At 64.0% G+C, this 21,768-nt stretch carries 20 protein-coding genes and 1 other RNA gene; 16 read left to right on the forward strand and 5 right to left on the reverse strand.

Translation table 11 applies throughout. The annotated features are described in order from the left end of the window. Window positions 1-44: 44 nt before the first annotated feature. Entirely contained in the window at window positions 45-989 is a 945-nt protein-coding gene (locus MUO32_RS18185) for an AEC family transporter (protein WP_257949780.1), read from the forward strand. Between the two features lie 124 nt (window positions 990-1,113). On the opposite strand, the gene MUO32_RS18190 is transcribed toward MUO32_RS18185, so the two are convergent. Then, the gene (locus MUO32_RS18190; RefSeq protein WP_257949781.1) at window positions 1,114-1,860 is read right to left on the reverse strand and encodes a cytochrome c family protein; all 747 of its coding nucleotides are present in this window, start codon (window positions 1,858-1,860) and stop codon (window positions 1,114-1,116) included. Between the two features lie 151 nt (window positions 1,861-2,011). Here MUO32_RS18190 and MUO32_RS18195 point away from each other — a divergent pair, with 151 nt between their 5' ends. Together MUO32_RS18195 and MUO32_RS18200 are read left to right on the forward strand one after the other, a co-directional pair. Beyond that, entirely contained in the window at window positions 2,012-2,767 is a 756-nt protein-coding gene (locus MUO32_RS18195) for a 3-deoxy-manno-octulosonate cytidylyltransferase (RefSeq protein ID WP_257949782.1), read from the forward strand. Between the two features lie 11 nt (window positions 2,768-2,778). Then, window positions 2,779-3,630: a prephenate dehydratase gene (locus tag MUO32_RS18200; protein ID WP_257949783.1), complete on the forward strand. Its 852-nt coding sequence runs from the start codon at window positions 2,779-2,781 to the stop codon at window positions 3,628-3,630. Here the strand turns inward: MUO32_RS18200 and nudC are convergent. After that, window positions 3,627-4,601 carry an NAD(+) diphosphatase gene (gene nudC, locus MUO32_RS18205; RefSeq protein ID WP_257949784.1) on the reverse strand — a complete coding sequence of 325 codons (975 nt, stop codon included), beginning with the start codon at window positions 4,599-4,601 and terminating at the stop codon, window positions 3,627-3,629. The two genes, MUO32_RS18200 and nudC, sit on opposite strands and share 4 nt — an antisense overlap. Beyond that, on the reverse strand, window positions 4,598-5,008 hold the full coding sequence (locus MUO32_RS18210; RefSeq protein WP_257949785.1) for an HIT domain-containing protein: 411 nt from the start codon (window positions 5,006-5,008) through the stop codon (window positions 4,598-4,600). The genes nudC and MUO32_RS18210 overlap by 4 nt, the downstream gene beginning before the upstream one ends. 114 nt (window positions 5,009-5,122) lie before the next feature. Here MUO32_RS18210 and ffs point away from each other — a divergent pair. From ffs to MUO32_RS18230, 4 genes are all read left to right on the forward strand, one after another. Further along, window positions 5,123-5,220: signal recognition particle sRNA small type (gene ffs / locus MUO32_RS18215), an RNA gene on the forward strand. A gap of 59 nt (window positions 5,221-5,279) precedes the next feature. Next, complete coding sequence (locus tag MUO32_RS18220) at window positions 5,280-7,160, forward strand: DNA polymerase III subunit gamma/tau (RefSeq protein WP_257949786.1); 1,881 nt, start codon at window positions 5,280-5,282, stop codon at window positions 7,158-7,160. A gap of 26 nt (window positions 7,161-7,186) precedes the next feature. Continuing rightward, window positions 7,187-7,510 (forward strand): YbaB/EbfC family nucleoid-associated protein, encoded by a 324-nt coding sequence (locus MUO32_RS18225; RefSeq protein WP_069060033.1) that lies wholly within the window; start codon window positions 7,187-7,189, stop codon window positions 7,508-7,510. A gap of 36 nt (window positions 7,511-7,546) precedes the next feature. Beyond that, window positions 7,547-8,158 carry a LysE family translocator gene (locus tag MUO32_RS18230; protein WP_257949787.1) on the forward strand — a complete coding sequence of 204 codons (612 nt, stop codon included), beginning with the start codon at window positions 7,547-7,549 and terminating at the stop codon, window positions 8,156-8,158. Here the strand turns inward: MUO32_RS18230 and MUO32_RS18235 are convergent, their stop codons facing one another. Further along, window positions 8,159-8,770: an MOSC domain-containing protein gene (locus MUO32_RS18235; RefSeq protein WP_257949973.1), complete on the reverse strand. Its 612-nt coding sequence runs from the start codon at window positions 8,768-8,770 to the stop codon at window positions 8,159-8,161. Window positions 8,771-8,825: 55 nt separating this feature from the next. Between MUO32_RS18235 and recR the strand changes: the two genes are divergently transcribed. Continuing rightward, window positions 8,826-9,431: a recombination mediator RecR gene (gene recR, locus MUO32_RS18240; protein ID WP_257949788.1), complete on the forward strand. Its 606-nt coding sequence runs from the start codon at window positions 8,826-8,828 to the stop codon at window positions 9,429-9,431. A 48-nt stretch (window positions 9,432-9,479) separates the two neighbouring features. After that, window positions 9,480-10,697, forward strand: coding sequence for a lytic murein transglycosylase (locus MUO32_RS18245; RefSeq protein WP_257949974.1), 1,218 nt, complete (start codon window positions 9,480-9,482; stop codon window positions 10,695-10,697). Between the two features lie 12 nt (window positions 10,698-10,709). Here the strand turns inward: MUO32_RS18245 and MUO32_RS18250 are convergent, their stop codons facing one another. Further along, window positions 10,710-12,338 carry an MFS transporter gene (locus MUO32_RS18250; protein ID WP_257949789.1) on the reverse strand — a complete coding sequence of 543 codons (1,629 nt, stop codon included), beginning with the start codon at window positions 12,336-12,338 and terminating at the stop codon, window positions 10,710-10,712. 246 nt (window positions 12,339-12,584) lie between these two features. Between MUO32_RS18250 and rimP the strand changes: the two genes are divergently transcribed. From rimP to MUO32_RS18285, 7 genes are all read left to right on the forward strand, one after another. Next, complete coding sequence (gene rimP / locus MUO32_RS18255) at window positions 12,585-13,202, forward strand: ribosome maturation factor RimP (RefSeq protein WP_257949790.1); 618 nt, start codon at window positions 12,585-12,587, stop codon at window positions 13,200-13,202. A gap of 116 nt (window positions 13,203-13,318) precedes the next feature. Further along, on the forward strand, window positions 13,319-14,917 hold the full coding sequence (gene nusA, locus MUO32_RS18260; protein ID WP_257949791.1) for a transcription termination factor NusA: 1,599 nt from the start codon (window positions 13,319-13,321) through the stop codon (window positions 14,915-14,917). Between the two features lie 75 nt (window positions 14,918-14,992). After that, on the forward strand, window positions 14,993-15,649 hold the full coding sequence (locus tag MUO32_RS18265; protein ID WP_257949792.1) for an RNA-binding protein: 657 nt from the start codon (window positions 14,993-14,995) through the stop codon (window positions 15,647-15,649). Between the two features lie 104 nt (window positions 15,650-15,753). Further along, window positions 15,754-18,444 carry a translation initiation factor IF-2 gene (gene infB / locus MUO32_RS18270; RefSeq protein ID WP_257949793.1) on the forward strand — a complete coding sequence of 897 codons (2,691 nt, stop codon included), beginning with the start codon at window positions 15,754-15,756 and terminating at the stop codon, window positions 18,442-18,444. Window positions 18,445-18,516: 72 nt separating this feature from the next. Continuing rightward, window positions 18,517-18,927, forward strand: coding sequence for a 30S ribosome-binding factor RbfA (gene rbfA, locus MUO32_RS18275; RefSeq protein ID WP_257949794.1), 411 nt, complete (start codon window positions 18,517-18,519; stop codon window positions 18,925-18,927). Between the two features lie 11 nt (window positions 18,928-18,938). Continuing rightward, window positions 18,939-19,871, forward strand: a complete 933-nt coding sequence (gene truB / locus MUO32_RS18280; protein ID WP_257949795.1) for a tRNA pseudouridine(55) synthase TruB — start codon at window positions 18,939-18,941, stop codon at window positions 19,869-19,871. 220 nt (window positions 19,872-20,091) lie between these two features. Next, on the forward strand, window positions 20,092-21,744 hold the full coding sequence (locus tag MUO32_RS18285; protein WP_257949796.1) for a sensor histidine kinase: 1,653 nt from the start codon (window positions 20,092-20,094) through the stop codon (window positions 21,742-21,744). Window positions 21,745-21,768 lie beyond the last annotated feature (24 nt).

Here is a 21,768-nt window from a genome sequence, read left to right on the forward strand (position 1 = left end):
CGAGACGGCGCGCGCCGCCGTCTGCTTCCTGTCCGGAATGGTCCATGTCCGACGTCGCTCTCAATGTTCTTCCCGTCTTTGCAATGATCCTGATCGGCTGGCTGCTCGTTCGCACCGGCTATCTTCGGGAGGAACTGGGCGAGGGGCTGGGTGAGTTCGTCTTCCGGGTTGCCGTGCCGCTCTTGCTTTTCAGGACCATCGCGGAGGCCGAATTTGCCGGGGAGGCACCCTGGCGCATCTGGGTCGCCTATTTCGGGGGGGTCGCCGTCACCTGGACGGTGGCGCATCTCGTCGCGACGATCGGTTTCAAGCGCGACCGGCGCATCGGCGTGCTTGCCGGCGTTTCCGCCGGCTTCGCCAATACGGTCTTCATCGGCTTGCCGCTCGTGGCGCGTGTCGTCGGCGAAGAGGGGCTGGTGGCGATCTCGGTGCTGCTTTCGGTGCACCTGCCGACCATGATGATCGCCGGCACCATCCTGATGGAACGGGCCGAGCGCAAGGAAGGCACGCGCGAGCCGCAAAGCTTTGCTGCCCTCTTCCTCGGCATCGGCAAGAGCCTCATGCGCAACCCGCTTGTCATCGGCCTCGCCGCCGGTGCGCTGTTCCATGTGGGCGGCGTGCCGCTTGTCGGACCGGTAAAGGTGGTGGTCGACCAGATCGCGGCCATGGCCGCACCTGCCGCGCTCGTCTCCATCGGCATGGTGCTCAACAAGTACAAGGTTGGCGGTAATGCCGGCATTGCGCTTGCCATGACGAGCCTGAAGCTGCTGTTGCTGCCGGGTTCCGTTTACGTCGCCTGCCGCTTGCTCGGCCTCAGCCCGGAATGGACGACGGCGATGGTGCTGACCTCCTCCGTGCCGACGGGCGTCAACGCCTGGCTGCTGGCCAACCATTTCGGCGTCGGCCATGGGCTGGCATCCTCGACGATAACAATGACGACCGCGCTCGGGGTGTTCACGGTTTCTTTCTGGGCCTGGCTGCTCGGCTGAAAGTGTTTTTGCGGCGGCGGGCGGATGAAGGCCTGAAGCCGCTTCCGACATCCGGATAGGGTGCCGACAAACAAAAAAACCCGGCGCGAAGGCCGGGTTTCGTGTTCTTGGCTGATGCTCTGCTTTACTGAGCGGCCGGCTGTTCGGTCGTCGTGCCGCCTTCGGCCGGGGCAGCGCCCTCGGTCGTGGTCGTCGCAGCGCCACCTTCGGCTGGCGTCGTCGCACCCTCGGTCGTCGTTGCGGCAGCACCGCCTTCGGTCGCCGTCGCGCCCTCGGCCGGAGCAGCACCTTCCGTGCCGGTCGCGGCAGCGCCCTCGGCGGACGGAGTCGGCAGAGCCGCCGGGTTGTCGGAAAGCGTGCGCAGATACGCGATCAGGTTGGCGCGCTCGTCTTCCTTCTTGATACCGGCGAAGCCCATGGCGGTGCCCGGGACATGCTTCTTGGGTGCCTCCAGGAAGAAGCTCAGGTGATCGAAATCCCAGACGATCTTGTGGCCTTCGGAGAAGGTGGTCATGCCGGCGGAATAGCTGAAGCCTTCATGCGCGGCGATCGGGCGGTTCACGATGTCCCAGAGATTGGGGCCGACCTTGTTCGGGCCACCCTTCTCTGGGGTGTGACAGCTCGCACATTTCTTGAAGACGGTTTCGCCGGCGCCCGCATCGGCGCTCGCGAGCAGGGTTGCGATCGGCGTGGCCTTGGCAGCTTCGCCGCCGCCGGCCTCTTCGCCGCCAGTTTCCTCGGCAACAATCGCGAAACCTTCCTTCTCGGGATGGCCCGAATGGAAAATGCCTTCAGAAGCGATCGACACGGACATCAGTACGAAGACGGTGCCGAGCAGGGCACCCACGCCCATGTTCACATAAGAGTTCATCCAAACGCTCCCCTAGCGACCGGCGGACATGACACTGCCAGTCTTGAAATCGCGCGGAACCTATGTCTTTTGCTGCTTCGTTGCAACAGTGATTGTAGCCCCCGCACTGAGACTTTTTGACACTTTTCCAGGGGGTTTTGAAGGGCCTGCGATGAATTCCGCCAATTTTGACAAGACCCTCGTGCTCATTCCGGCGCGCATGGCCTCGACCCGGCTTCCGGGCAAGCCGCTGGCCGATATTGCCGGCCTGCCGATGATCGTTCAGGTGGCACGTCGCGCCGCCGCCGCCGATGTCGGCCGTGTCGTCGTCGCGGTGGACGACCAGACGGTCTTCGATGCCGTCGTGGCGGCAGGCTTCGAGGCGGTCATGACGCGGATCGATCACCAGTCCGGTTCCGACCGCATCTACGAGGCGCTGACGAAAAGCGATCCGGAGGGCCGCGCCGAGCTGATCATCAACGTGCAGGGCGATCTGCCGACCATCGATCCCGAGACGATCCGGGCAGCCCTGCGTCCGCTGGAAAACGCCGGGACCGATATCGCGACGCTGACGACGGAAATCCGCGACGAACACGAGAAGACCAATCCGAACGTGGTGAAGGTCGTCGGATCGCCCGTTGGCGAAACCCGTTTGCGCGCGCTTTATTTCACGCGCGCGACCGCGCCGCACGGCAATGGGCCGCTCTACCACCATATCGGCCTCTACGCCTACCGCCGCAAGGCGCTCGAAGCCTTCGTCGCGCTGAAGCCCTCGACGTTGGAAAAGCGCGAATCGCTGGAGCAGTTACGGGCGCTCGAAGCCGGCATGCGCATCGATGTCGAGATCGTTGACACGGTTCCGCTCGGTGTCGATACTCCCGCCGACCTCGAAAAGGCCCGCGCGATGCTTGCGGCCAACCCCATCTGATCGGACCTGCCATGACCATGAAGACCAACCGCATCGCCTTCCAGGGCGAGTTCGGCGCCAATTCCGACATGGCGAGCCGCGACATGTTTCCGACCATGGATCCGCTGCCCTGCCAGACCTTCGAGGATGCGCTGCTGGCCGTCGAGAACGGCGATGCCGATCTCGGCATGATCCCGATCGAGAACACGATTGCCGGCCGCGTCGCCGACATTCATCACCTGCTGCCGGAATCGCGCCTGCACATTGTTGGCGAATATTTCATGCCGATCCGTTTCCAGCTCATGGTGCTGCCGGGTGTCTCGAAGGAAGAGGTCCGCACGGTCCACAGCCACATCCATGCGCTCGGCCAGTGCCGCAAGATCGTGCGCCTCAACGGCTGGAAGCCTGTTATCGCCGGGGATACGGCAGGGGCGGCAAAACTCGTCTCGGAGACCGGCGACCGATCCATGGCGGCGCTCGCGCCGCGTCTCGCCGCCGATCTCTACGGCCTCTCGATCATCGCTGAAAATGTCGAGGACACCGAAAGCAACGTCACGCGTTTCGTCGTCCTGTCGCGCGAGCCTGTCGTGGCCGAGCGGGTCGAGGACGAGATCATCGTCACGACCTTCATCTTCAACGTGCGCAACATCCCGGCCGCGCTCTACAAGGCGCTCGGCGGCTTTGCCACGAATGGCATCAACATGACGAAGCTCGAAAGCTACCAGATCGGCGGCACCTTCACGGCGACGCAGTTCTATGCCGATATCGAAGGTCATCCCGATGATCCGCATGTGCGCCGTGCGCTCGATGAACTGCGTTTCTTCTCGGAAAAGGTCCGCATTCTCGGGACCTACAGGGCGCATCCGATGCGCAGCGCCTTTTAAATCTTCCAGTCCAGCCAGTCGCGCATCAGACGGTGCGCGATGGCACCTTTCGGCGGTGGCGTGGTGGCGCCGGGTGTCGCGCCTGACATGGCGCTGCGCTCGATCATGTCAGCCGTTTCCGCGCGGGTGAACCAGCGGCAATCCTCCAGTTCCGTCTCGTCGCGGCGGATGTGGAAGGAGATCGCCTCGGCATAGCAGCCGATCATCAGGGAGTGCGGCATCGGCCAGGGCTGCGAAGCATGGTAGCGCACACGCCCCACCTTGATGCCGGATTCCTCCAGCGTCTCGCGGCGCACCGTGTGTTCGATCGTCTCACCCGGCTCCAGAAAGCCCGCGAGGCAGGAATACATGCCCGGCTGGAAGTGCGGCGAGCGGCCGAGCAGGCAGAGGTCCCGCTCGATATCGATGACCAGCATGATGGCGACCGGGTCGGTGCGCGGGAAGATCGTATGGCTGCACGCCTCGCAGACGCGGCGGTAGCCGCCGATCTCCGAGCGGGTCGGCGATCCGCATTTGCCGCAGAAGCGGTTGTTGCCGTTCCAGGTCATCAGGCTGGAGGCCTGCGCGAACTGGCCGAGCAGGTCGTCGTCGAGCATCTGCTGGCGATAGAGCGTGCGCCCGTCGGTGGCCTTCAGCGGCTCCTGCAGCGTCTCCGGGTCGGCGCGGACGGGGATCGCCAGCCGCGGCTCGCCGTTCTTGAGATAGCCGAGCAGAATGGATTCGTCCGGGATCGGGTCGAGTTCGGCAAGTTCATAGGGCGCAAAGAGCGGATCGATGATCTTCTCGTCATGCTTGACGACGAGCTTGCCGCCGGCAATCGCGAAGGCATGCACGTTTTCCGCCTTGAAGGCCTGTTCCAGGCAGTCTGCGGCGCGGTGTTCGGACTGGCGGTCGAGCGTGTTTTCCGCAAAGGCCACCATGGTGCTGGGTTCCGCATGCGGGCGATAAAGGTCGAAAAGCGATGGCTTCATGGGGTCAATGCGTCCAAAAGCTTGGCTGAAAAGGCCTTGGTTTCATCGGCCGAGCGCGGCTCGGCGGCGCCGAAGCCCCAGACGGGGCCGGGCCAATTGGGATCATCCTCGCTGCGGGCGATGACATGGACGTGAAGCTGACGCACGATGTTGCCGAGCGCCCCAACATTGATCTTCGTGGCGCCCGTCACGGTCTTCAGCGCCTCGGCGACAAGCGTCGTCTCGAAGGTCAGCATGGTCTGGTCGAGGGGGGTGAGATCGAAAATTTCGCAGACATCGGGGCGCTGCGGCACGAGAACCAGCCAGGGCCAGCGGCTGTCCTTCATCAGGCGCAGCTCGCACAGGCCGATCCTGGTCAGGAAGTCGCTGTCGCGCGCCAGCCGTTCGTCGGGTCGAAAATCGCTCATCGGGTTCTCCCGCATGCTGTTATCAACGATTCATGCCACGCGCCTGATTTCCCTCCAACAGTTTTTTGTAAGCCGCGCTTGCATTCGGATGGAATATTGCCGATATGGGGGACGGGAGGTTGGTGGTGGACGAGCCACTCGCCAACCGGGTCAGGTCCGGAAGGAAGCAGCCCCAACGAGCTCCGGCACGGGTCATCGTGCCAGCCTCCCACCTTACCGTCCTGCTTCTGGCCGTCCTGTCGGGACAGACATTTGAATAACGGCAGGGTCGATGAGCGACGAAACCTCTAAACCGTCCACCGAAAAGCCCGCCGCCTATCGCGTCCTTGCGCGAAAGTACCGGCCGAAGGATTTTTCGGATCTCATGGTCGGCCAGGAGCCGATGGTTCGCACGCTGACCAATGCGTTCGAGACCGGCCGTATCGCCCAGGCCTATATGCTGACTGGTGTTCGCGGGGTCGGCAAGACCACGACCGCCCGCATCCTCGCCCGCGCGCTGAACTACAAGACCTCTGAAATCGACAAGCCGACGATCGACCTCCGCGTGCCCGGCGAACATTGCCAGGCGATCATGGAAGGCCGCCATGTCGACGTCATCGAGATGGACGCCGCCTCCCATACGGGTATCGACGATATCAGGGAGATCATCGAGCAGGTGCGCTACCGCCCGGTTTCGGCGCGCTACAAGGTCTATATCATCGACGAAGTGCACATGCTTTCGACGCAGGCCTTCAACGGCCTGTTGAAGACGCTCGAAGAGCCGCCGGAGCATGTGAAGTTCATTTTCGCGACGACGGAAATCCGTAAGGTTCCGATCACCGTTCTGTCGCGCTGCCAGCGTTTCGACCTGCGCCGCATCGGCGCTTCCGATCTCGTTGGCCTGTTCACCACCATTCTCGGCAAGGAAGGCGTCGAATTCGAGCCGGATGCGCTCGCCATGGTCGCCCGCGCCGCCGAAGGCTCGGCCCGCGACGGCCTGTCGCTGCTCGATCAGGCGATTGCCCACGGCGCCGGCCGCGTCGAGGTCGATGCCGTGCGCTCCATGCTCGGCCTTGCCGACCGTGCCCGCATCGTCGATCTCTTCGAGCATATCGTGAAGGGCGATGCCGCCGCCGCACTTGCCGAATTCGCCGCGCAATACGAGGCGGGCGCCAGCCCCTCCGTCGTGCTGACGGACCTTGCCGATTTCACCCATCTCGTCACCCGCATGAAATATGTGCCGGATGCCACGGGCGATCAGTCGCTGAGCGAGGTCGAGCGCGTGCGCGGTGTCGAATTCGCCAATACCATCGCGGTCACGGCGCTATCGCGCATGTGGCAGATGCTCCTGAAGGGCATTCCGGAAACCGAGGCCTCCAGCCGCCCGGCCGGTGCCGCCGAAATGGTTATCATCCGTCTTGCGCATGCCGCCAATCTTCCCTCGCCGGAGGATGCCGCGCGTCGTGTTGCGGAACTCTCCAGCGGCGAGGGCGGTGGCAACGGTTTTCGTGCACCGCAATCGGGCGGCAACGGTGGCCAGCCTTCGGCGCAGGCCTCGGTTTCAGCCATCGCGCGTCAGCCGGACTCGCCGGTTCGGGCCCAGGCGGGCGGCGGAACGGTTACCATGCTGCGCCCCGTGCCGCAGGCCGAACCCGTCGCGCAGCCGGTCGGCCGCATCGAGACCATGCCGGCCGTCCAGCCGGCGGCTGCGCCGAAAGTGCCGGTCAACTCGCTCTCCGATATCGCCGATCTCTGCACCAAGAACCGCGACATCCGCCTGCGGGCGCTGTTGCGCGCCTTCGTGCGGCCCGTCAGCGTCGAGGCCGGCAAGCTGGAAATCAGCCTGACGGATGATGCGCCGAAATCGCTGGTTGCCGACCTTTCCAACCGGCTCCAGGAATGGACCGGCATGCGTTGGCTGGTCATCCTGTCGCGCGAGGCCGGTGGGCCGACGCTCTCCGAAGCCGAGACGATGGCGCAGGAAGCCCGTGTCGCCGATGCGCGCCAGGACCCTGACGTTGCGGCCATCCTGCAGCGCTTTCCCGGCGCCAAGATCACCGACGTGCGCATAAAGGTGCAGGAAACCGAAGAGGAGGCCGAGACCGTCGAGGTCGCGGCCGCAGCGGAATCCGCCGAGGGCGATATTTTGCCCGGCGACGACATCGAACACTAATATCAAGCAAAAAAGAGGAGAGACCGATGCGCGACATCATGGGCATGATGGGCAAGGTCAAGGAAATGCAGGCCAAGATGGAGAAGATGCAGGAGGAGATCGCCGCTCTCGAGGTGAACGGCACCTCCGGCGGCGGTCTCGTCTCCGTCACGCTCGACGGCAAGGGCAATCTCAAGGGCTTGAAGATCGATCCCTCGCTCTTCAAGGAAGACGACGTCGAAATCCTCGAGGACCTGATCGTCGCCGCCCACAAGGACGCCAAGGACAAGGCTGAGGCCGAAACCGCCGAACGCACCAAGGCGCTGACCGCCGGCCTGCCGATCCCGCCCGGCTTCAAACTGCCGTTCTGATGTTGTAGGGTTCGGGCTTCCCGAGGAGGAATTCCGATGAGCCTGATGACCCTGCTTGTCTTTGCCGGCGCGCTGATGATGGCAGCCGGTTCACCCGGTCCGAGCATTGCGGCGCTCGTTGCCCGCGTGCTCTCTCGCGGGCCGAAGGACGTAATGCCCTTCCTCGCCGCCATGTGGATCGGCGAGGGTGTCTGGCTCACCTTTGCCGTGCTTGGCCTTGCGGCGATTGCGGAAACCTTCCACACCGCCTTCGTCGTTATCAAGTGGCTCGGCGTTGCCTATCTGCTCTATCTCGCCTGGAAAATGTGGTTCGCGCCGACGGAAACCGGCGACGAGACGCTGCCCGAGGCGCGCTCGGGCGCAAAACTGTTCTTCGCCGGGCTGACCGTGACACTCGGCAATCCCAAGATCATGATGTTCTACGTCGCACTCTTGCCGGCGATCATCGATCTCGGCGCCGTCACGCTGGTCGGCTGGGCCGAACTGGTCGTCACCATGTTCGTCGTGCTCGTGGCGATCGATCTCGCCTGGGTCTTCCTCGCGTCCCGCGCCCGCCTCTTCCTGAAGAGCCCGCGCGCCGTGCGCATCGCCAACCGCCTCAGTGCCGGCACCATGGCCGGAGCCGCCGCGGCGATCGCCGCGCGCTGATCAGCCGGTGAGTGCTGCGCGCAGCTTGTCGTTGATCGGGGCAGCGAGATAGCGGATACGGTCGTCCTCGGAAATGTTCCTGCCGTAGGTACGCAGCAGTTCCGGCATGGTGACGGGCTCGCCGTGAAAAGGCGTATAGGTCACGGCATCGCCGGCCTGGATCACGCCGTCGCGCAGCACGCGGCAGTAAAAGCCCGGCCGGCCGGCCTGCATGAAACGTCGGGCGAAACCCGGATCGCCCATGGTTGCCGTCAGTGTGTTGCAGGGAATGCGCGTCGAGGTGACTTCCAGGAGCACGCTCTCGGTCTCGAACCGGTCGCCGACGGAAACGCTGCGGCTGTCGATGCTTTCGATCACGAGGTTTTCGCCGAAGGTGCCGGGTACGATCGTGCGGCCCAAGTCCTTCGACCACCAGTCGAGGTCCACGGAGCCGAGGCCGTAGACGGCCTGCTCGGGGCCGCCATGGTGTTTGCGGTTGCAGATGGCATCGCCCAGAAGTCCTTCGCGGTCGACGACGATGGCGGCATCGGTCGGCGTCTTGAAAATGCCGGTCTTGTAGGTTTTGCCGGGCATTGGACGGGCGACGCCCGTGCACACCGCGAGGATTTTGATCAAGCGTCGAACTCCCGAGATTCCGTTTCCCCTTGATATGGGCTAGATACCGGCAATGGCAAAACGAGTCACCGGCCCCGAAATCGAAAAACTCATCCAGCTTCTGGCCAAGGTGCCGGGCCTCGGGCCGCGCTCGGCGCGGCGCGCCGCGCTCCATCTCGTCAAGAAGAAGGACCAGCTGCTTGGCCCGCTCGCCGAAGCGATGGGCGAGGCGCATCGCAAGGTGCGCATCTGCTCGTGCTGCGGCAATGTCGACACGAGCGATCCCTGCACGGTCTGCACGGACGTGCGCCGTGACCACACGATGATCATCGTCGTCGAGGACGTTTCCGACCTCTGGGCGCTGGAGCGCGCCGGCGCCATGAACGCCGCCTATCATGTGCTCGGCGGCACGCTGTCGCCGCTCGACGGCGTCGGTCCTGACGATCTCAACATCCGCGGCCTCGTCGACCGGGTGGCCAAGGGCGGCGTGCGGGAATTGATCATCGCCGTCAATGCCACCGTCGAGGGTCAGACGACGGCGCATTACATCACCGACCAGCTTGCGGGCCTCGACGTGAAGATCACGCGGCTTGCCCATGGCGTGCCCGTCGGCGGCGAGCTCGATTATCTCGACGAAGGCACGTTGACGGCCGCGCTCCGCGCCCGAACCGCAATCTGAAGGAGACCGATCTTGAGCATTCGCAAAGCCTTCAAGGCCTCCGTCGGCATAGCGCTGTTTTCCCTCGCTCTCGCGCTGCCGGCAGCGGCCGCGTCCAAGGCCGAGGTAGAAAAAATGTTCCGCGCCTGGATCGACAAGGATCTCTGGCCGGCGGCTCAGAAAACCGGCGTCAGCGAAAAGACTTTTCGCGCGGCTATGGAGGGCGTAACGCTCAACTGGGACCTGCCCGATCTCGTGCCGCCGGGCTCCAAGCCGAAGAAGGAGCAGGCGCAGAGCCAGGCGGAGTTTTCCTCGCCCGGCGCCTATTTTTCGGAAAAGCGCTTGCAGGGGCTGGCGGGAACGGGTCGTGGTCTTGCCAAGACCCACGCATCGACGCTGCGCAAGATCGAGCAGAGGTTCGGCGTTCCCGGCGAGATCGTCGTTGCCGTCTGGGGCCGTGAATCCGGTTTCGGCAGCGCGAAGATCCCCTATTCGGCGGTCGAGGTGCTCGCGACAAAGGCCTTCATGTCGACGCGCAAGGATCTCTTCCGCAAGGAGCTGATCGCCGCGCTGCACATCGTCGATGGTGGTGACCGGACGGTGGCGCAACTGAAGGGCTCCTGGGCCGGCGCGCTCGGCCAGCCGCAGTTCATGCCGACCAGCTACCTGCAATATGCCGTCGATTTCGATGGTGATGGCGTGCGCGACATCTGGGGTTCGGTGCCGGACAGTCTTGCCTCCATCGCCAATTACCTCGCGAAAAAGGGTTGGCAGGCCGGCCGTGGCTGGGGCTACGAGGTCTCCATTCCCTCGGGCGTTTCCTGTGCGCAGGAAGGGCCTGATCTCGCCAAGCCGATCTCGGCCTGGGCATCGACGGGTATCACGCGTATTTCCGGCAAGGGCTTTCCGGGCAGCGAGAGCAAGGCCTCCGGCATGATGCTCGTTCCGGCCGGTACGCATGGGCCGGAATTCATCGTCACGCCGAATTTCTACGTGCTGAAGGAATACAACAACTCCGACCTCTACGCGCTCTTCCTGGGCAATCTCGCTGACCGTATCGCCTATGGCAGCGGGCCGTTCCAGGGGGCTTGGGGCGATGTCGGAAAGATGCTGCGCTCGGATGTGCTCGCCATGCAGAAGGCACTGGTCGCCAAGGGTTACGATGTCGGCAAGGTCGATGGCCTGCCGGGCTACAAGACCCGCCGCTCGCTGGGCGACTGGCAGGCCAAAAGCGGCCTTGCGCCGACGTGCTATCCGGATGCATCGCTGAAATCCAAGCTGCGGTAGGCGCTCTGTCGCTCAGTGCATATCCATCTGCCGCTTGAAGCGTTCGTATTCATGCGGAACGATGGTCTGGCGTTCGATCATGCGGTGCACGCGCGGATCTTCGGCTCCACTGTGCAACTGGCGTAGTTTCTCGCCGTTTGCCGCATCCGCATGGGTGCGGCGCTGGTTGTGGCGAACATATTCCACCCAGGTCGGCACGTGGTAGGTCTCGGTCCAGATCGTCGGGTTTTCGAGATCGCGCATCAGCGCCCATTGTCCGGCGCCATCGCGGATGCGGATGCGCCGCCGCTCGGTCATCGTCTCCAGGAACTCCGGAATATCCGCTTCGGCGATCTCGTAGTCGATCAGAATGACGATCGGGCCGCTGCGTGGTTTCAGGTCGAGTGGCAGGTCGGGTTCGCTGAAACGGTTGAGCGGGTCGACATTGAGGCTCTGCAGTTCGGGAAGGGCATAGCGCAGGCCAAGCGCGGCGCCGGCGATCATCGCGACCGCCGAAGCCAGCAAGGCGGCCTCCGCGCCGTGCGTATCGGCGGTCGTGCCCCAGATCCAGCTGCCGGCCGCGATACCGCCGAAAGTGGTGGTCTGGTAGAGCGAGAGCGCCCGGGCGACGACCCAGCGCGGGGTGGAAAGCTGCACCGTCGTGTTGAACAGCGAGAGCGCCATGACCCAGGAGGCCCCGGCGATGAGCAGGACTGCGCCCGTCAGCGCCGCCGAGGTGCTGGTCGCCGCGACCGTCGCGCTGATGGCAAAGCCGGTGAAGGCCATGCGGGCGATGGTTTCGCTGTTGAAACGCTCGCGCAGCCTCTCGTTCATCAAGGCCCCGCCGATGGCGCCTAGCCCGAAACAGCCGAGCAGGATGCCGAAGGTGAGCGGTCCGCCGTTCACCAGGTCGCGGGCGATCAGCGGCAGAAGCGACAGGATCGAACTCGTCGCAAGACCGAAGGCGAAGCCGCGCAGCAGCACCTTGCCGATATTCGGCGACATCGAGACGTAGCGCAGGCCGGCCGAGACCGCGCGGCCGAAATCTTCGCGTGGAAGCGTGCGCGTCGACAGATTGGGCTTCCAGCGGAAGAGGGTGAAGAAAAGGGCGAAGTAGCTGCAAGCATTGACGGCAAAGGCCGCGGCCGCACCCGCCGTGGCGACGATGACGCCGCCGATGGCGGGGCCGACGCTGCGGGTGATGTTGAAGCCCATGCTGTTGAGCGACACGGCGGCCGGCAGGTCCTCGCGCGGCACCATGTCGCCGACGGACGCCTGCCAGGCCGGGTTGTTCAGCGCCGTGCCACAGCCGATGAGGAAGGTAAAGGTCAAAAGCAGCCAGGGCGTGATCAGCCCGTACCACGCGCAAAGCGTGAGCGTGACCGAGACGACGAACATGAAACACTGCGCCGTCAGCATGAGCCTGCGCCGGTCGAAATTGTCGGCAAGCGCGCCGGCGGCCACCGAGAACAGCATGATCGGCAGCGAGGTGGAGGCCTGCACCAGCGCCACCATGTTGGCGGAGGACGAGATGGAGGCCATCATCCACGCCGCGCCGACGGACTGGATGAGCCCGCCGAAATTGGAGATCAGGCTTGCCGCCCAGATCACCCGAAAGGTTTCGTTTCGGAAGGGAGCGAGGGGGGATTTCCGGTCCGGCACGATGGGGCACTCATTCTCGACGCAGCGACACCTGCAATCTAGTCCATCGGTGAAAAGCGGCAAGGCGATGACGGCAAATACGTTGCCCACAGACGCCTTTCAGGGCCGAACTTGCAATTGTGACGGATACGGTCTATATCACCATCAAATTCTTGATCGTCAGATGGAGAGTGGGCCCGCAAGGACCCGCTCTTTTTTGTTGCCGCGATCAGGTGCATGATAACGACTATCCCGGGAGGGCATGTCATGTCCGACACGAGTGAGACAGAAACTGTGGCGATCGAGCCGCGCCTGATCGTCGAAACCGGCCTCGACCGCCGCGTCGCCGACATCATCGAGCCTTCGATCGAGCAGATCGGCTACCAGCTGGTGCGCGTGCGTCTTTCGGCGCAGAACGGCGCCACGCTGCAGATCATGTGCGAGCGCCCCGACGGCACCATGACCGTCGAGGACTGCGAGAAGGTCTCTATGGCCGTGTCGCCGGTGCTCGACGTTGAGGATCCGATCGACAAGGCGTATCATCTCGAAGTGTCGTCGCCCGGCATCGATCGGCCGATGGTGCGCAAGTCGGACTTTTCGCGCTGGACCGGTCATCTCCTGAAGTGCGAGACCTCGATCCTTGTCGAGAGCCGCAAGCGCTTCCGCGGCAAGATCGTCGCTGCCGACGAAAACGGCTTCACGCTGGAACGCGACCAGCCCGCCGCCGGCGAGGAGCCGACGGTCGTCATTCCCTTCACGGCGCTTGCCGAGGGCCGGCTGATCCTGACCGACGAACTGATCCGCGATGCGCTGGCCGCCGACAAGAAGGCGAAGGCCGCGCAGGCCGCCAACCAGAACGACGAAGACGGCGGCGACGAAGAGTAAGCGAGTGAGTGCGTTTCGCCCAGGGTGGCGGAGCGGAGAGGACGGAACCGGAGCGGCCAAACCGCTCCTGACAGGCCGGCGACAAAACCCCGGCCCGACCATGGAGACCTGAGACAATGGCAGTCAGTGCGAACCGGCTTGAGCTTCTGCAGATCGCGGATGCCGTGGCCCGTGAAAAGGTCATCGACCGCGAGATCGTGCTTGCCGCGATGGCCGACGCCATCCAGAAGGCAGCCCGCTCGCGTTACGGCACGGAATCCAACATCCGCGCCGACATCAATTCCAAGACCGGCGAAATCCGCCTCCAGCGCCTGCTGGAAGTCGTCGAGAAAGCCGAAGACTATTCGACCCAGATTCCGCTGGAGCTTGCCCGCGACCGCAACCCGGACGCCAAGCTCGGCGACTTCATCGCCGATCCGCTGCCGCCGATGGATTTCGGCCGCATCGCCGCCCAGTCGGCCAAGCAGGTCATCGTGCAGAAGGTGCGCGAAGCCGAGCGTGACCGCCAGTTCGACGAATACAAGGATCGTATCGGCGAAATCGTCAACGGCACGGTCAAGCGCGTCGAATACGGCAACGTCATCGTCGATCTCGGCCGTGGCGAAGGCATCATCCGTCGCGACGAGATGATCCCGCGTGAAAACATGCGCTACGGCGACCGCGTTCGCGCCTTCGTCTACGACGTGCGCCGCGAGCAGCGCGGCCCGCAGATCTTCTTGTCGCGTACCCATCCGCAGTTCATGGTGAAGCTGTTCACCATGGAAGTGCCGGAAATCTACGACGGCGTCATCCAGATCAAGTCCGTCGCCCGTGATCCGGGTTCGCGCGCCAAGATCGCCGTCATCTCGAACGATAGCTCGATCGATCCGGTCGGCGCCTGCGTCGGTATGCGCGGTTCGCGCGTCCAGGCCGTCGTCGGCGAATTGCAGGGCGAAAAGATCGACATCATTCCGTGGTCGCAGGATCCGGCGTCGTTCATCGTCAACGCGCTTCAGCCGGCGGAAGTCGCCAAGGTCGTTCTCGACGAGGATGCCGAGCGCATCGAAGTCGTGGTTCCCGATGAGCAGCTGTCGCTCGCCATCGGCCGTCGCGGCCAGAACGTTCGCCTCGCTTCGCAGCTGACCGGCTGGGATATCGACATCCTGACGGAAGCCGAAGAGTCCGAGCGTCGCCAGAAGGAATTCAACGAGCGCACCGCGCTCTTCATGGACTCCCTCGACGTCGACGAGATGGTCGGTCAGGTTCTCGCGTCCGAAGGCTTCGCCGCCGTGGAAGAGCTTGCCTATGTCGATCTCGACGAAATCGCCTCGATCGATGGTTTCGATGAGGATACGGCCCAGGAACTCCAGACCCGTGCCCGCGAGCATCTCGATCGCCTCGAAGCGGCGATGGATGCCAAGCGCAAGGAACTCGGCGTTTCCGACGACCTGCGCCAGATCGACGGTCTGACGAGCCAGATGCTCGTTGCACTCGGCGAAGACGGCATCAAGACGATGGAAGACTTTGCAGGCTGCGCCGCTGACGACCTCGTCGGCTGGTCGGAGCGCAAGGACGGCGAGACGAAGAAGTTCGAAGGCCTGTTCTCGAAGTTCGAGGTTTCCCGCGCAGAAGCCGAAGCCATGGTCGTTCAGGCCCGCCTTGCGGCCGGCTGGATCACGGAAGCGGACCTGGTAAAGGAAGAACCGGTCGTCGAAGGCGGTGAAGAGGACGCCTGACCGGCGTCCCCTGAGGTTGGACATGCCGTTGGCTGATGTGCTCAGCGGTTTGCGTTGGCAAGAGCGGAAACCTATATGGGCAAGAAGGACGAGGACGGCGTGAACGACCGCATGTGCATCGTGACGCGCGAAAAGGGCGAGGCGGATGATTTGATCCGCTTCGTCGCAGGTCCCGACGGAAGCGTCGTGCCGGACCTGAAGCGTCAACTCCCCGGACGCGGATGCTGGGTAAAGGCCGAACGGGCGATCGTCGACAAGGCGGTCGCCAAGAAGCTTTTCGGGCGTGCGCTGAAGACGGAGGCGAAAGCCGGGCCGGAACTTGGTGCCGAGGTGGACAGGCTGATCGCCGCCCAGCTCGGCGGCATGATGAACATGGCGCGCAAGGCGGGCCAGTTCATCACGGGCTCCTCGAAGGTCGACCAGGCAGTGCGTTCTTTGGCAGCCCTTGCGGTGTTCCATTCGACGGACGCGGCGGCCGACGGGGTGCGGAAAATAGACCAGGCGCGGAAGGCTGCGAGCTTTCTCACCGACGACGAAACGGAAATACGCTCCTTCAAGCTCTTTTCGGAGAGCGAATTGGAGGGCCTTTTGGGCCAGAATGCTTTTATCCATGCCGCAGCGCTTGCAGGGCAGGCGGGTGAGGGTGTAGTGAAGCGCGCAATCATGCTCGAGAAGTACCGGGGCGACAGCCAAATGATGGCACAAGGTGGCGCTGGCCAGACAAACCAATGACGCGGTTACCGGCATCCGGCCGGCCGCAATCGCATTGGATGAACACATTTGAACGACAGAGTCTGGTGATACGCATCCGGCTCTGATCTTAGGAACGGAACGGAATGACCGACAACGAAGACGACAAGACGACCAATGTGGCTGGCAAGAAGACCCTTAGCCTGAAGCCCTCGGGGGTTCAGCAGGGAACCGTGCGCCAGGACATGGGTCGTGGCCGCACCAAGGCCGTCGTGGTCGAGACCCGCACGAAGCGCCATTTCAGCCGCCCGGGTGAAGAACGCCAGGCATCGACGCCCGTCGCGCCGGTGCAGCGCCAGCCGGAACCGCAGCAGGCGCGTCCTGTGCAGCAGCCTTCGCGCCCTGTGCAGCAGCCTTCTCGTCCGGCGCACCAGCAGTCCTCCCGTCCGGTCGAACAGAACCGTCCGCGCGGCGTGGTGCTGAACCAGCTTTCGCCTGACGAAGTCGAGGCCCGTCGCCGCGCGCTTGCAGAAGCGCAGATCCGCGATGCCGCCGAAGCCCGCCAGCGCGCCGAGGACGAAGCCCGCCGCAAGGTCGAGGACGAAGCCCGCCGCATTGCCGAGGAAGAAGCACGCCTCGTGCGCGAGAAGGAAGAGGCAGAGCGCCGCGCCGTCGAGGCCGCCTCTCCCTCGCCCGTCGTGGAAGAGGTCGTGGCAAAGCCTGCCGCCGTCGCCGCTCCGGCAGCCGCCGAAGCCCGCCCGCAGCCGGCCCGCACGCCTTCGGCTCCCGCGCCGGCCGCCACGCCGGTCGCCGGCCGTGGCCGCCGCGAAAACGAAGAGGACGACGACAAGCGTCCGCGCAGTGGTGCTCCGGTAAACCGTGGCGCCGTCAAGCGTCCCGAACCGGCCAAGGCTCCCGCCCGTCCGAAGGCCGACGACGGCCGCCGTCAGGGTAAGCTCACGCTGACCACCGCCTCGACCGATGAGGACGCGACACAGCGTGGCCGTTCGCTCTCGGCCATGCGTCGCCGCCAGGAGAAGTTCAGGCGCAGCCAGATGCAGGAGACGCGCGAAAAGGTTATGCGCGAAGTCATCCTGCCGGAGACCATCACCATTCAGGAACTGTCGCAGCGCATGTCCGAACGCGCGGTCGACGTCATCAAGTACCTGATGAAGGAAGGGCAGATGATGAAGCCCGGCGATCTGATCGATGCCGACCTGGCTGAAATCATCGCCGGCGAATTCGGCCATACCGTCAAGCGCGTTTCGGAATCCGACGTCGAAGAAGGCATCTTCAATGTCACCGACGATGCCGGCGATCTGGAATCGCGCCCGCCGATCGTGACCATCATGGGCCACGTCGACCACGGCAAGACCTCGCTGCTCGACGCCATCCGCAAGGCGAACGTGGTCGCTGGCGAAGCCGGCGGTATCACGCAGCACATCGGCGCCTACCAGGTCGAGCATAACGGTCACAAGATCACCTTCATCGACACCCCCGGCCACGCCGCGTTCACCGCCATGCGTGCCCGCGGTGCGCAGGCGACGGATATCGCGATCCTCGTGGTCGCGGCCGACGACAGCGTGATGCCGCAGACGATCGAGTCCATCAATCACGCCAAGGCGGCGGGTGTTCCGATCATCGTGGCGATCAACAAGATCGACAAGCACGAAGCCGACCCGCAGAAGGTGCGCAATCAGCTCCTCCAGCACGAGGTGTTCGTCGAATCCATGGGCGGTGAAACGCTCGACGTGGAAGTGTCGGCCAAGAACCGCCTCAACCTCGACAAGCTGCTCGAAGCCGTTCTGCTGCAGGCCGAAATCCTCGACCTCAAGGCGAACCCGGACCGTACGGCCGAGGGCGTCGTCGTCGAAGCCCAGCTCGATCGTGGCCGTGGTTCCGTTGCCACCGTTCTCGTCCAGACGGGTACGCTGAGGCCCGGCCAGATCATCGTGGCCGGCGATCAGTGGGGCCGTGTGCGCGCGCTCGTCAACGACAAAGGCGAACACGTCAAGGAAGCCGGCCCGTCCATGCCGGTCGAAATCCTCGGCCTGTCCGGTACCCCGGCCGCCGGCGACAAGTTCGCCGTGGTCGAAAACGAGAGCCGTGCCCGCGAGATTTCGGAATACCGCCAGCGCCTCGCCCGCGAAAAGCAGGTGGCACGCCAGGCCGGTTCGCGCGGTTCGCTCGAACAGATGATGAGCCAGTTGCAGAATACGGGCCTCAAGGAGTTCCCGCTGCTCATCAAGGGCGACGTGCAGGGCTCCATCGAAGCCATTGCCGGCGCGCTCGAAAAGCTCGGCACGGACGAAGTCCGCGCTCGCATCGTTCACTCCGGTGCCGGTGGCATCACGGAGTCGGACATCTCGCTTGCCGAAGCCTCGAACGCCGCCATCATCGGCTTCAACGTTCGTGCCAACGTACAGGCTCGTACGGCTGCCGAACGGGCCGGTCTCGAAATCCGCTACTACAACATCATCTACGATCTGGTGGATGACGTGAAGGCGGCGATGTCGGGTCTGCTCTCGCCGGAACGTCGCGAAACCTTCCTCGGCAATGCCGAAATCCTCGAGGTGTTCAACATCACGAAGGTCGGCAAGGTCGCAGGTTGCCGTGTCATCGAGGGCAAGGTCGAGCGTGGCGCCGGTGTGCGTCTCGTGCGCGACAACGTCGTCATCCACGAAGGCAAGCTCAAGACGCTCAAGCGCTTCAAGGACGAAGTCTCCGAAGTGCCGATGGGCCAGGAATGCGGCATGGCCTTCGAGAACTACGAGGACATCCGCGCCGGCGACACGATCGAGTGCTTCCGCGTGGAGCACATCACCCGCACGCTGTAAGCGTCCGGCGATCCCAATATCGTGCGAGCGCCGGACTGTTTCGGCGCTCGCATTTTTTTGAAGGTGACGACCATGGTAAGAGCAACAACCTCAGCACCGTCGCAACGCATGCTGCGCGTGGGCGAGCAGGTGCGCGCGGCGATCACCCAGGTTCTCCAGCGCGGCGAAGTGCGTGATCCCCTGATCGAGAAGACCGTGATTTCCATTTCGGAGGTCCGCATGTCGCCGGACCTGAAACATGCGACGGCCTATGTGACGCCGCTCGGCGTCAAGGATCATGACGTGGTGATCGAGGCGCTGAACCGCAACGCGAAGTTCATCCGCGGCCGTATGGGCTCGCAGCTGCGGCAGATGAAATACATGCCGGACGTTCGCTTCCTCGACGATACGAGCTTCGACAATTACAAGAAGATCGACGAACTCCTGCGCTCGCCGGAAGTGTCGCGCGATCTCTCCGCCGATGACGGCGAAGACGACAAGTAATCAGGATACAGATGTCCAGACCCCGTAAACCCAAGGGCCGGCCGGTTTCCGGCTGGCTGATCCTCGACAAGCCCTTCGATTTCGGCTCGACCGAAGCCGTCGCCAAGATCAAGTGGCTGTTCAAGGCGCAGAAGGCCGGCCATGCCGGCACGCTCGATCCGCTCGCATCCGGCATGCTGCCGATCGCGCTCGGCGATGCCACCAAGACCGTTCCCTATGTGATGGATGGCCGCAAGATCTATGAATTCACCGTGACCTGGGGCGAGGAGCGTTCGACTGACGACCTCGAGGGCGAGGTGACCCACAGCGCGGACAAGCGTCCGACCGCCGACGAAATCAACGCGATCCTCGGCGAGTATACGGGCGTCATCCAGCAGATTCCGCCGCAGTTTTCCGCAATCAAGATCGATGGCGCGCGCGCCTATGACCTCGCCCGCGAAGGCGAAGTCGTCGAGATCCCGTCGCGCGAGGTGGAAATCCACCGGCTGACGCTGGTCGGTTCCGACGAAAACACCGCCCGCTTCGAAGCCGAATGCGGCAAGGGCACCTATGTCCGTGCGCTTGCCCGCGATTTCGGCCGGCAGCTCGGTTGCTATGGCCATATCTCGGCGCTGCGTCGCACCTTCGTCGCGCCCTTCGGCGAGGATGACATGGTGCCGCTCGCCGATCTTGTCGCTCTGGAGAAGATCGAGGACGATGCCGAACGACTGGCCGCGCTCGACGCCTTCCTGATCGATACCGGCGAAGCGCTTTCGAGCCTGCCGCAGATCGTCATCAACGACGACCAGGCCCATCGCCTGCGCATGGGCAATCCCATCATCGTGCGCGGCCGCGATGCGCCTGTTTCGGCGGATGAAGCCTATGCTTCGGCGCGTGGCAAGCTCGTTGCGATCGGCGAGATCGCCGGCGGCGAATTCCGCCCGAAGCGCGTTTTCCAGGGCTAAGAATCAGGGGGCGGAACCAACGTCCCCTGACTTGATTTCACCACAAGCTATGGGCTTTATGGGCCGGCGAGGTTCGCTTGAGCGCGGGCCGGGCGGCGCTTTGCCGTTTCGGCCGGTTGGGGTGAAGGGTGAAAAGGGCTGGCCGTTGACGATTTCGCCGACTGACAGAACGGTATCTGCCGGGGGCGCGGAAGCGAAACCCGCCGAGGCGCGTCGGCGCATGCACCACCCGGTGGTCTTCTATCTCGTCTGCCTCATCCTGGTCATCGTGATCCCCGCCTTCCTTTTTTCGATCGTCGTGCTGAAGCGCACCACCGAGGCGCAGGACCGTATCTTCGAGTCGCTGCTGCGCACCTCGACAAGCGCCGTGAACCGTGCGGTCGAGCGCGAAATCTCGGGTATGTTCTCGACGCTGAATTTCCTCTCGACATCGGAAAGCCTGCAGCAAAGCGATTATGCGGGGCTGCATGCGCAGGCTGTGAAGACGCTCGAGGGCACGGATATCTATTTCCTGGTTATCGATCAGTCGATGCGCCAGCTCGTCAACACACGTGTGCCTTACGGCACGCCGCTCAACGCGGCATCGGACCCGGTCTCTGCCGGCATGGCGCTGGCGCGGGGCGAGCGCATGGTCTCTGACCTCTTCTTCGGCAAGACTGCCCAGCAATGGGTGTTCAACGTCTATCAGCCGATGCGGCTTCCAAGCGGCGAGCATGTTCTCCTTACGCTGACGAAAAATGCCGAAGCGCTGCGGCGCGCGGCCAATCCGGACGTCCTGTCGCCAGGCTGGAATGCCGCCGTGCTCGACAGCAGGGGCACTGTCATCGCGTCGACCGATGAAAAGCAGGAGACGGGAAAGCCGTTCTTTCTGCGCGTCGTGCCGGCGCTGCGGCTCGGCGTGAGCACGATGGGGCAGGACGGCGTCAACTACCAGGTCGTCACCGAATTCTCCTCGCTTGCCGGCTGGCGCATGATTGCCTGGGCGAAATCCTCCGACGTGCAGGCGCCTGCCGTGTCTTCCTTCTTGTGGCTGGCGATTGGCGGCATCGTGTTTGCGCTCCTTGCCGCCGTGAGTGCCGTCGGCATTGCGCGCGTGCTGTCCCGCGACGTGCGGCTGCTCGCCTATGACGCCCGCCGCCTTGGTCACGGAGAACGCGTCGCGCCGCGTCTCTATGCCATTTCCGAGCTGGAGACGGTCTCCAAGGCACTGGCGGAAGCGGCGGATGCACGGGTGAAATCGGAAAACGAGGTGCGCTTCTTGATGCGGGAGGTCGCGCATCGCTCGAAGAACCAGCTGACCGTCATCCAGGCGATGCTCAACCAGTCGGCGGCGGGCGCGGACAATGCCGGCGAATTCGCCGAAACGTTCCGTCGGCGGGTGGCGGGTCTCGCCCGCTCGACGGACCTGATGATCGCCAACGCCACTGAAGGCATCAATCTCGTTGAACTCGCCCGGAACCAGCTGAAGCCCTTCACGCCGGATGACGCCGCGCGCGTGCGCATTGCAGGCCCCGCCGTGCTGCTTGATCCCCAGGCCTCCCAGACGCTCGGCATGGCGCTGCATGAACTCTCCACCAATGCCACCAAGTACGGCGCGCTTGCCAATGACAAGGGCATCGTTTCACTGAGCTGGGTCAGTGCGGGCGAAAACCTCGACCTCGTCTGGCGCGAAAGCAAGGCGACCATCGACAGGCAGGCCATCGCCGCCAGTCGCAAGGGTTTCGGCAGCGTGGTGCTGGAGCGTATGCTCGGCATGGTGCTCGACGCGAAGCTGGACTTCATCGTGCATGACGACGGCATCGAATGGCGGGTGACGATCCCGCTCGCCCGCCTGCGCGATGAGAGTGGGCATCAACAGGAGGGCGAACATTGACGGATCCCGCGTTTCACGCCTGCA

The organism is Shinella sp. CPCC 101442, from assembly GCF_024704725.1.
Lineage (GTDB): Bacteria > Pseudomonadota > Alphaproteobacteria > Rhizobiales > Rhizobiaceae > Shinella.

Bases quoted from the DNA above. Each gene is read 5' to 3' on its own strand.
- MUO32_RS18185 (WP_257949780.1), top strand. From the start codon at position 45: ATGTCCGACGTCGCTCTCAATGTTCTTCCCGTCTTTGCAATGATCCTG.
- MUO32_RS18190 (WP_257949781.1), bottom strand. From the start codon at position 1,860: ATGAACTCTTATGTGAACATGGGCGTGGGTGCCCTGCTCGGCACCGTC.
- MUO32_RS18195 (WP_257949782.1), top strand. From the start codon at position 2,012: ATGAATTCCGCCAATTTTGACAAGACCCTCGTGCTCATTCCGGCGCGC.
- MUO32_RS18200 (WP_257949783.1), top strand. From the start codon at position 2,779: ATGACCATGAAGACCAACCGCATCGCCTTCCAGGGCGAGTTCGGCGCC.
- nudC (WP_257949784.1), bottom strand. From the start codon at position 4,601: ATGAAGCCATCGCTTTTCGACCTTTATCGCCCGCATGCGGAACCCAGC.
- MUO32_RS18210 (WP_257949785.1), bottom strand. From the start codon at position 5,008: ATGAGCGATTTTCGACCCGACGAACGGCTGGCGCGCGACAGCGACTTC.
- MUO32_RS18220 (WP_257949786.1), top strand. From the start codon at position 5,280: ATGAGCGACGAAACCTCTAAACCGTCCACCGAAAAGCCCGCCGCCTAT.
- MUO32_RS18225 (WP_069060033.1), top strand. From the start codon at position 7,187: ATGCGCGACATCATGGGCATGATGGGCAAGGTCAAGGAAATGCAGGCC.
- MUO32_RS18230 (WP_257949787.1), top strand. From the start codon at position 7,547: ATGAGCCTGATGACCCTGCTTGTCTTTGCCGGCGCGCTGATGATGGCA.
- recR (WP_257949788.1), top strand. From the start codon at position 8,826: ATGGCAAAACGAGTCACCGGCCCCGAAATCGAAAAACTCATCCAGCTT.
- rimP (WP_257949790.1), top strand. From the start codon at position 12,585: ATGTCCGACACGAGTGAGACAGAAACTGTGGCGATCGAGCCGCGCCTG.
- nusA (WP_257949791.1), top strand. From the start codon at position 13,319: ATGGCAGTCAGTGCGAACCGGCTTGAGCTTCTGCAGATCGCGGATGCC.
- MUO32_RS18265 (WP_257949792.1), top strand. From the start codon at position 14,993: ATGGGCAAGAAGGACGAGGACGGCGTGAACGACCGCATGTGCATCGTG.
- infB (WP_257949793.1), top strand. From the start codon at position 15,754: ATGACCGACAACGAAGACGACAAGACGACCAATGTGGCTGGCAAGAAG.
- rbfA (WP_257949794.1), top strand. From the start codon at position 18,517: ATGGTAAGAGCAACAACCTCAGCACCGTCGCAACGCATGCTGCGCGTG.
- truB (WP_257949795.1), top strand. From the start codon at position 18,939: ATGTCCAGACCCCGTAAACCCAAGGGCCGGCCGGTTTCCGGCTGGCTG.
- MUO32_RS18285 (WP_257949796.1), top strand. From the start codon at position 20,092: ATGCACCACCCGGTGGTCTTCTATCTCGTCTGCCTCATCCTGGTCATC.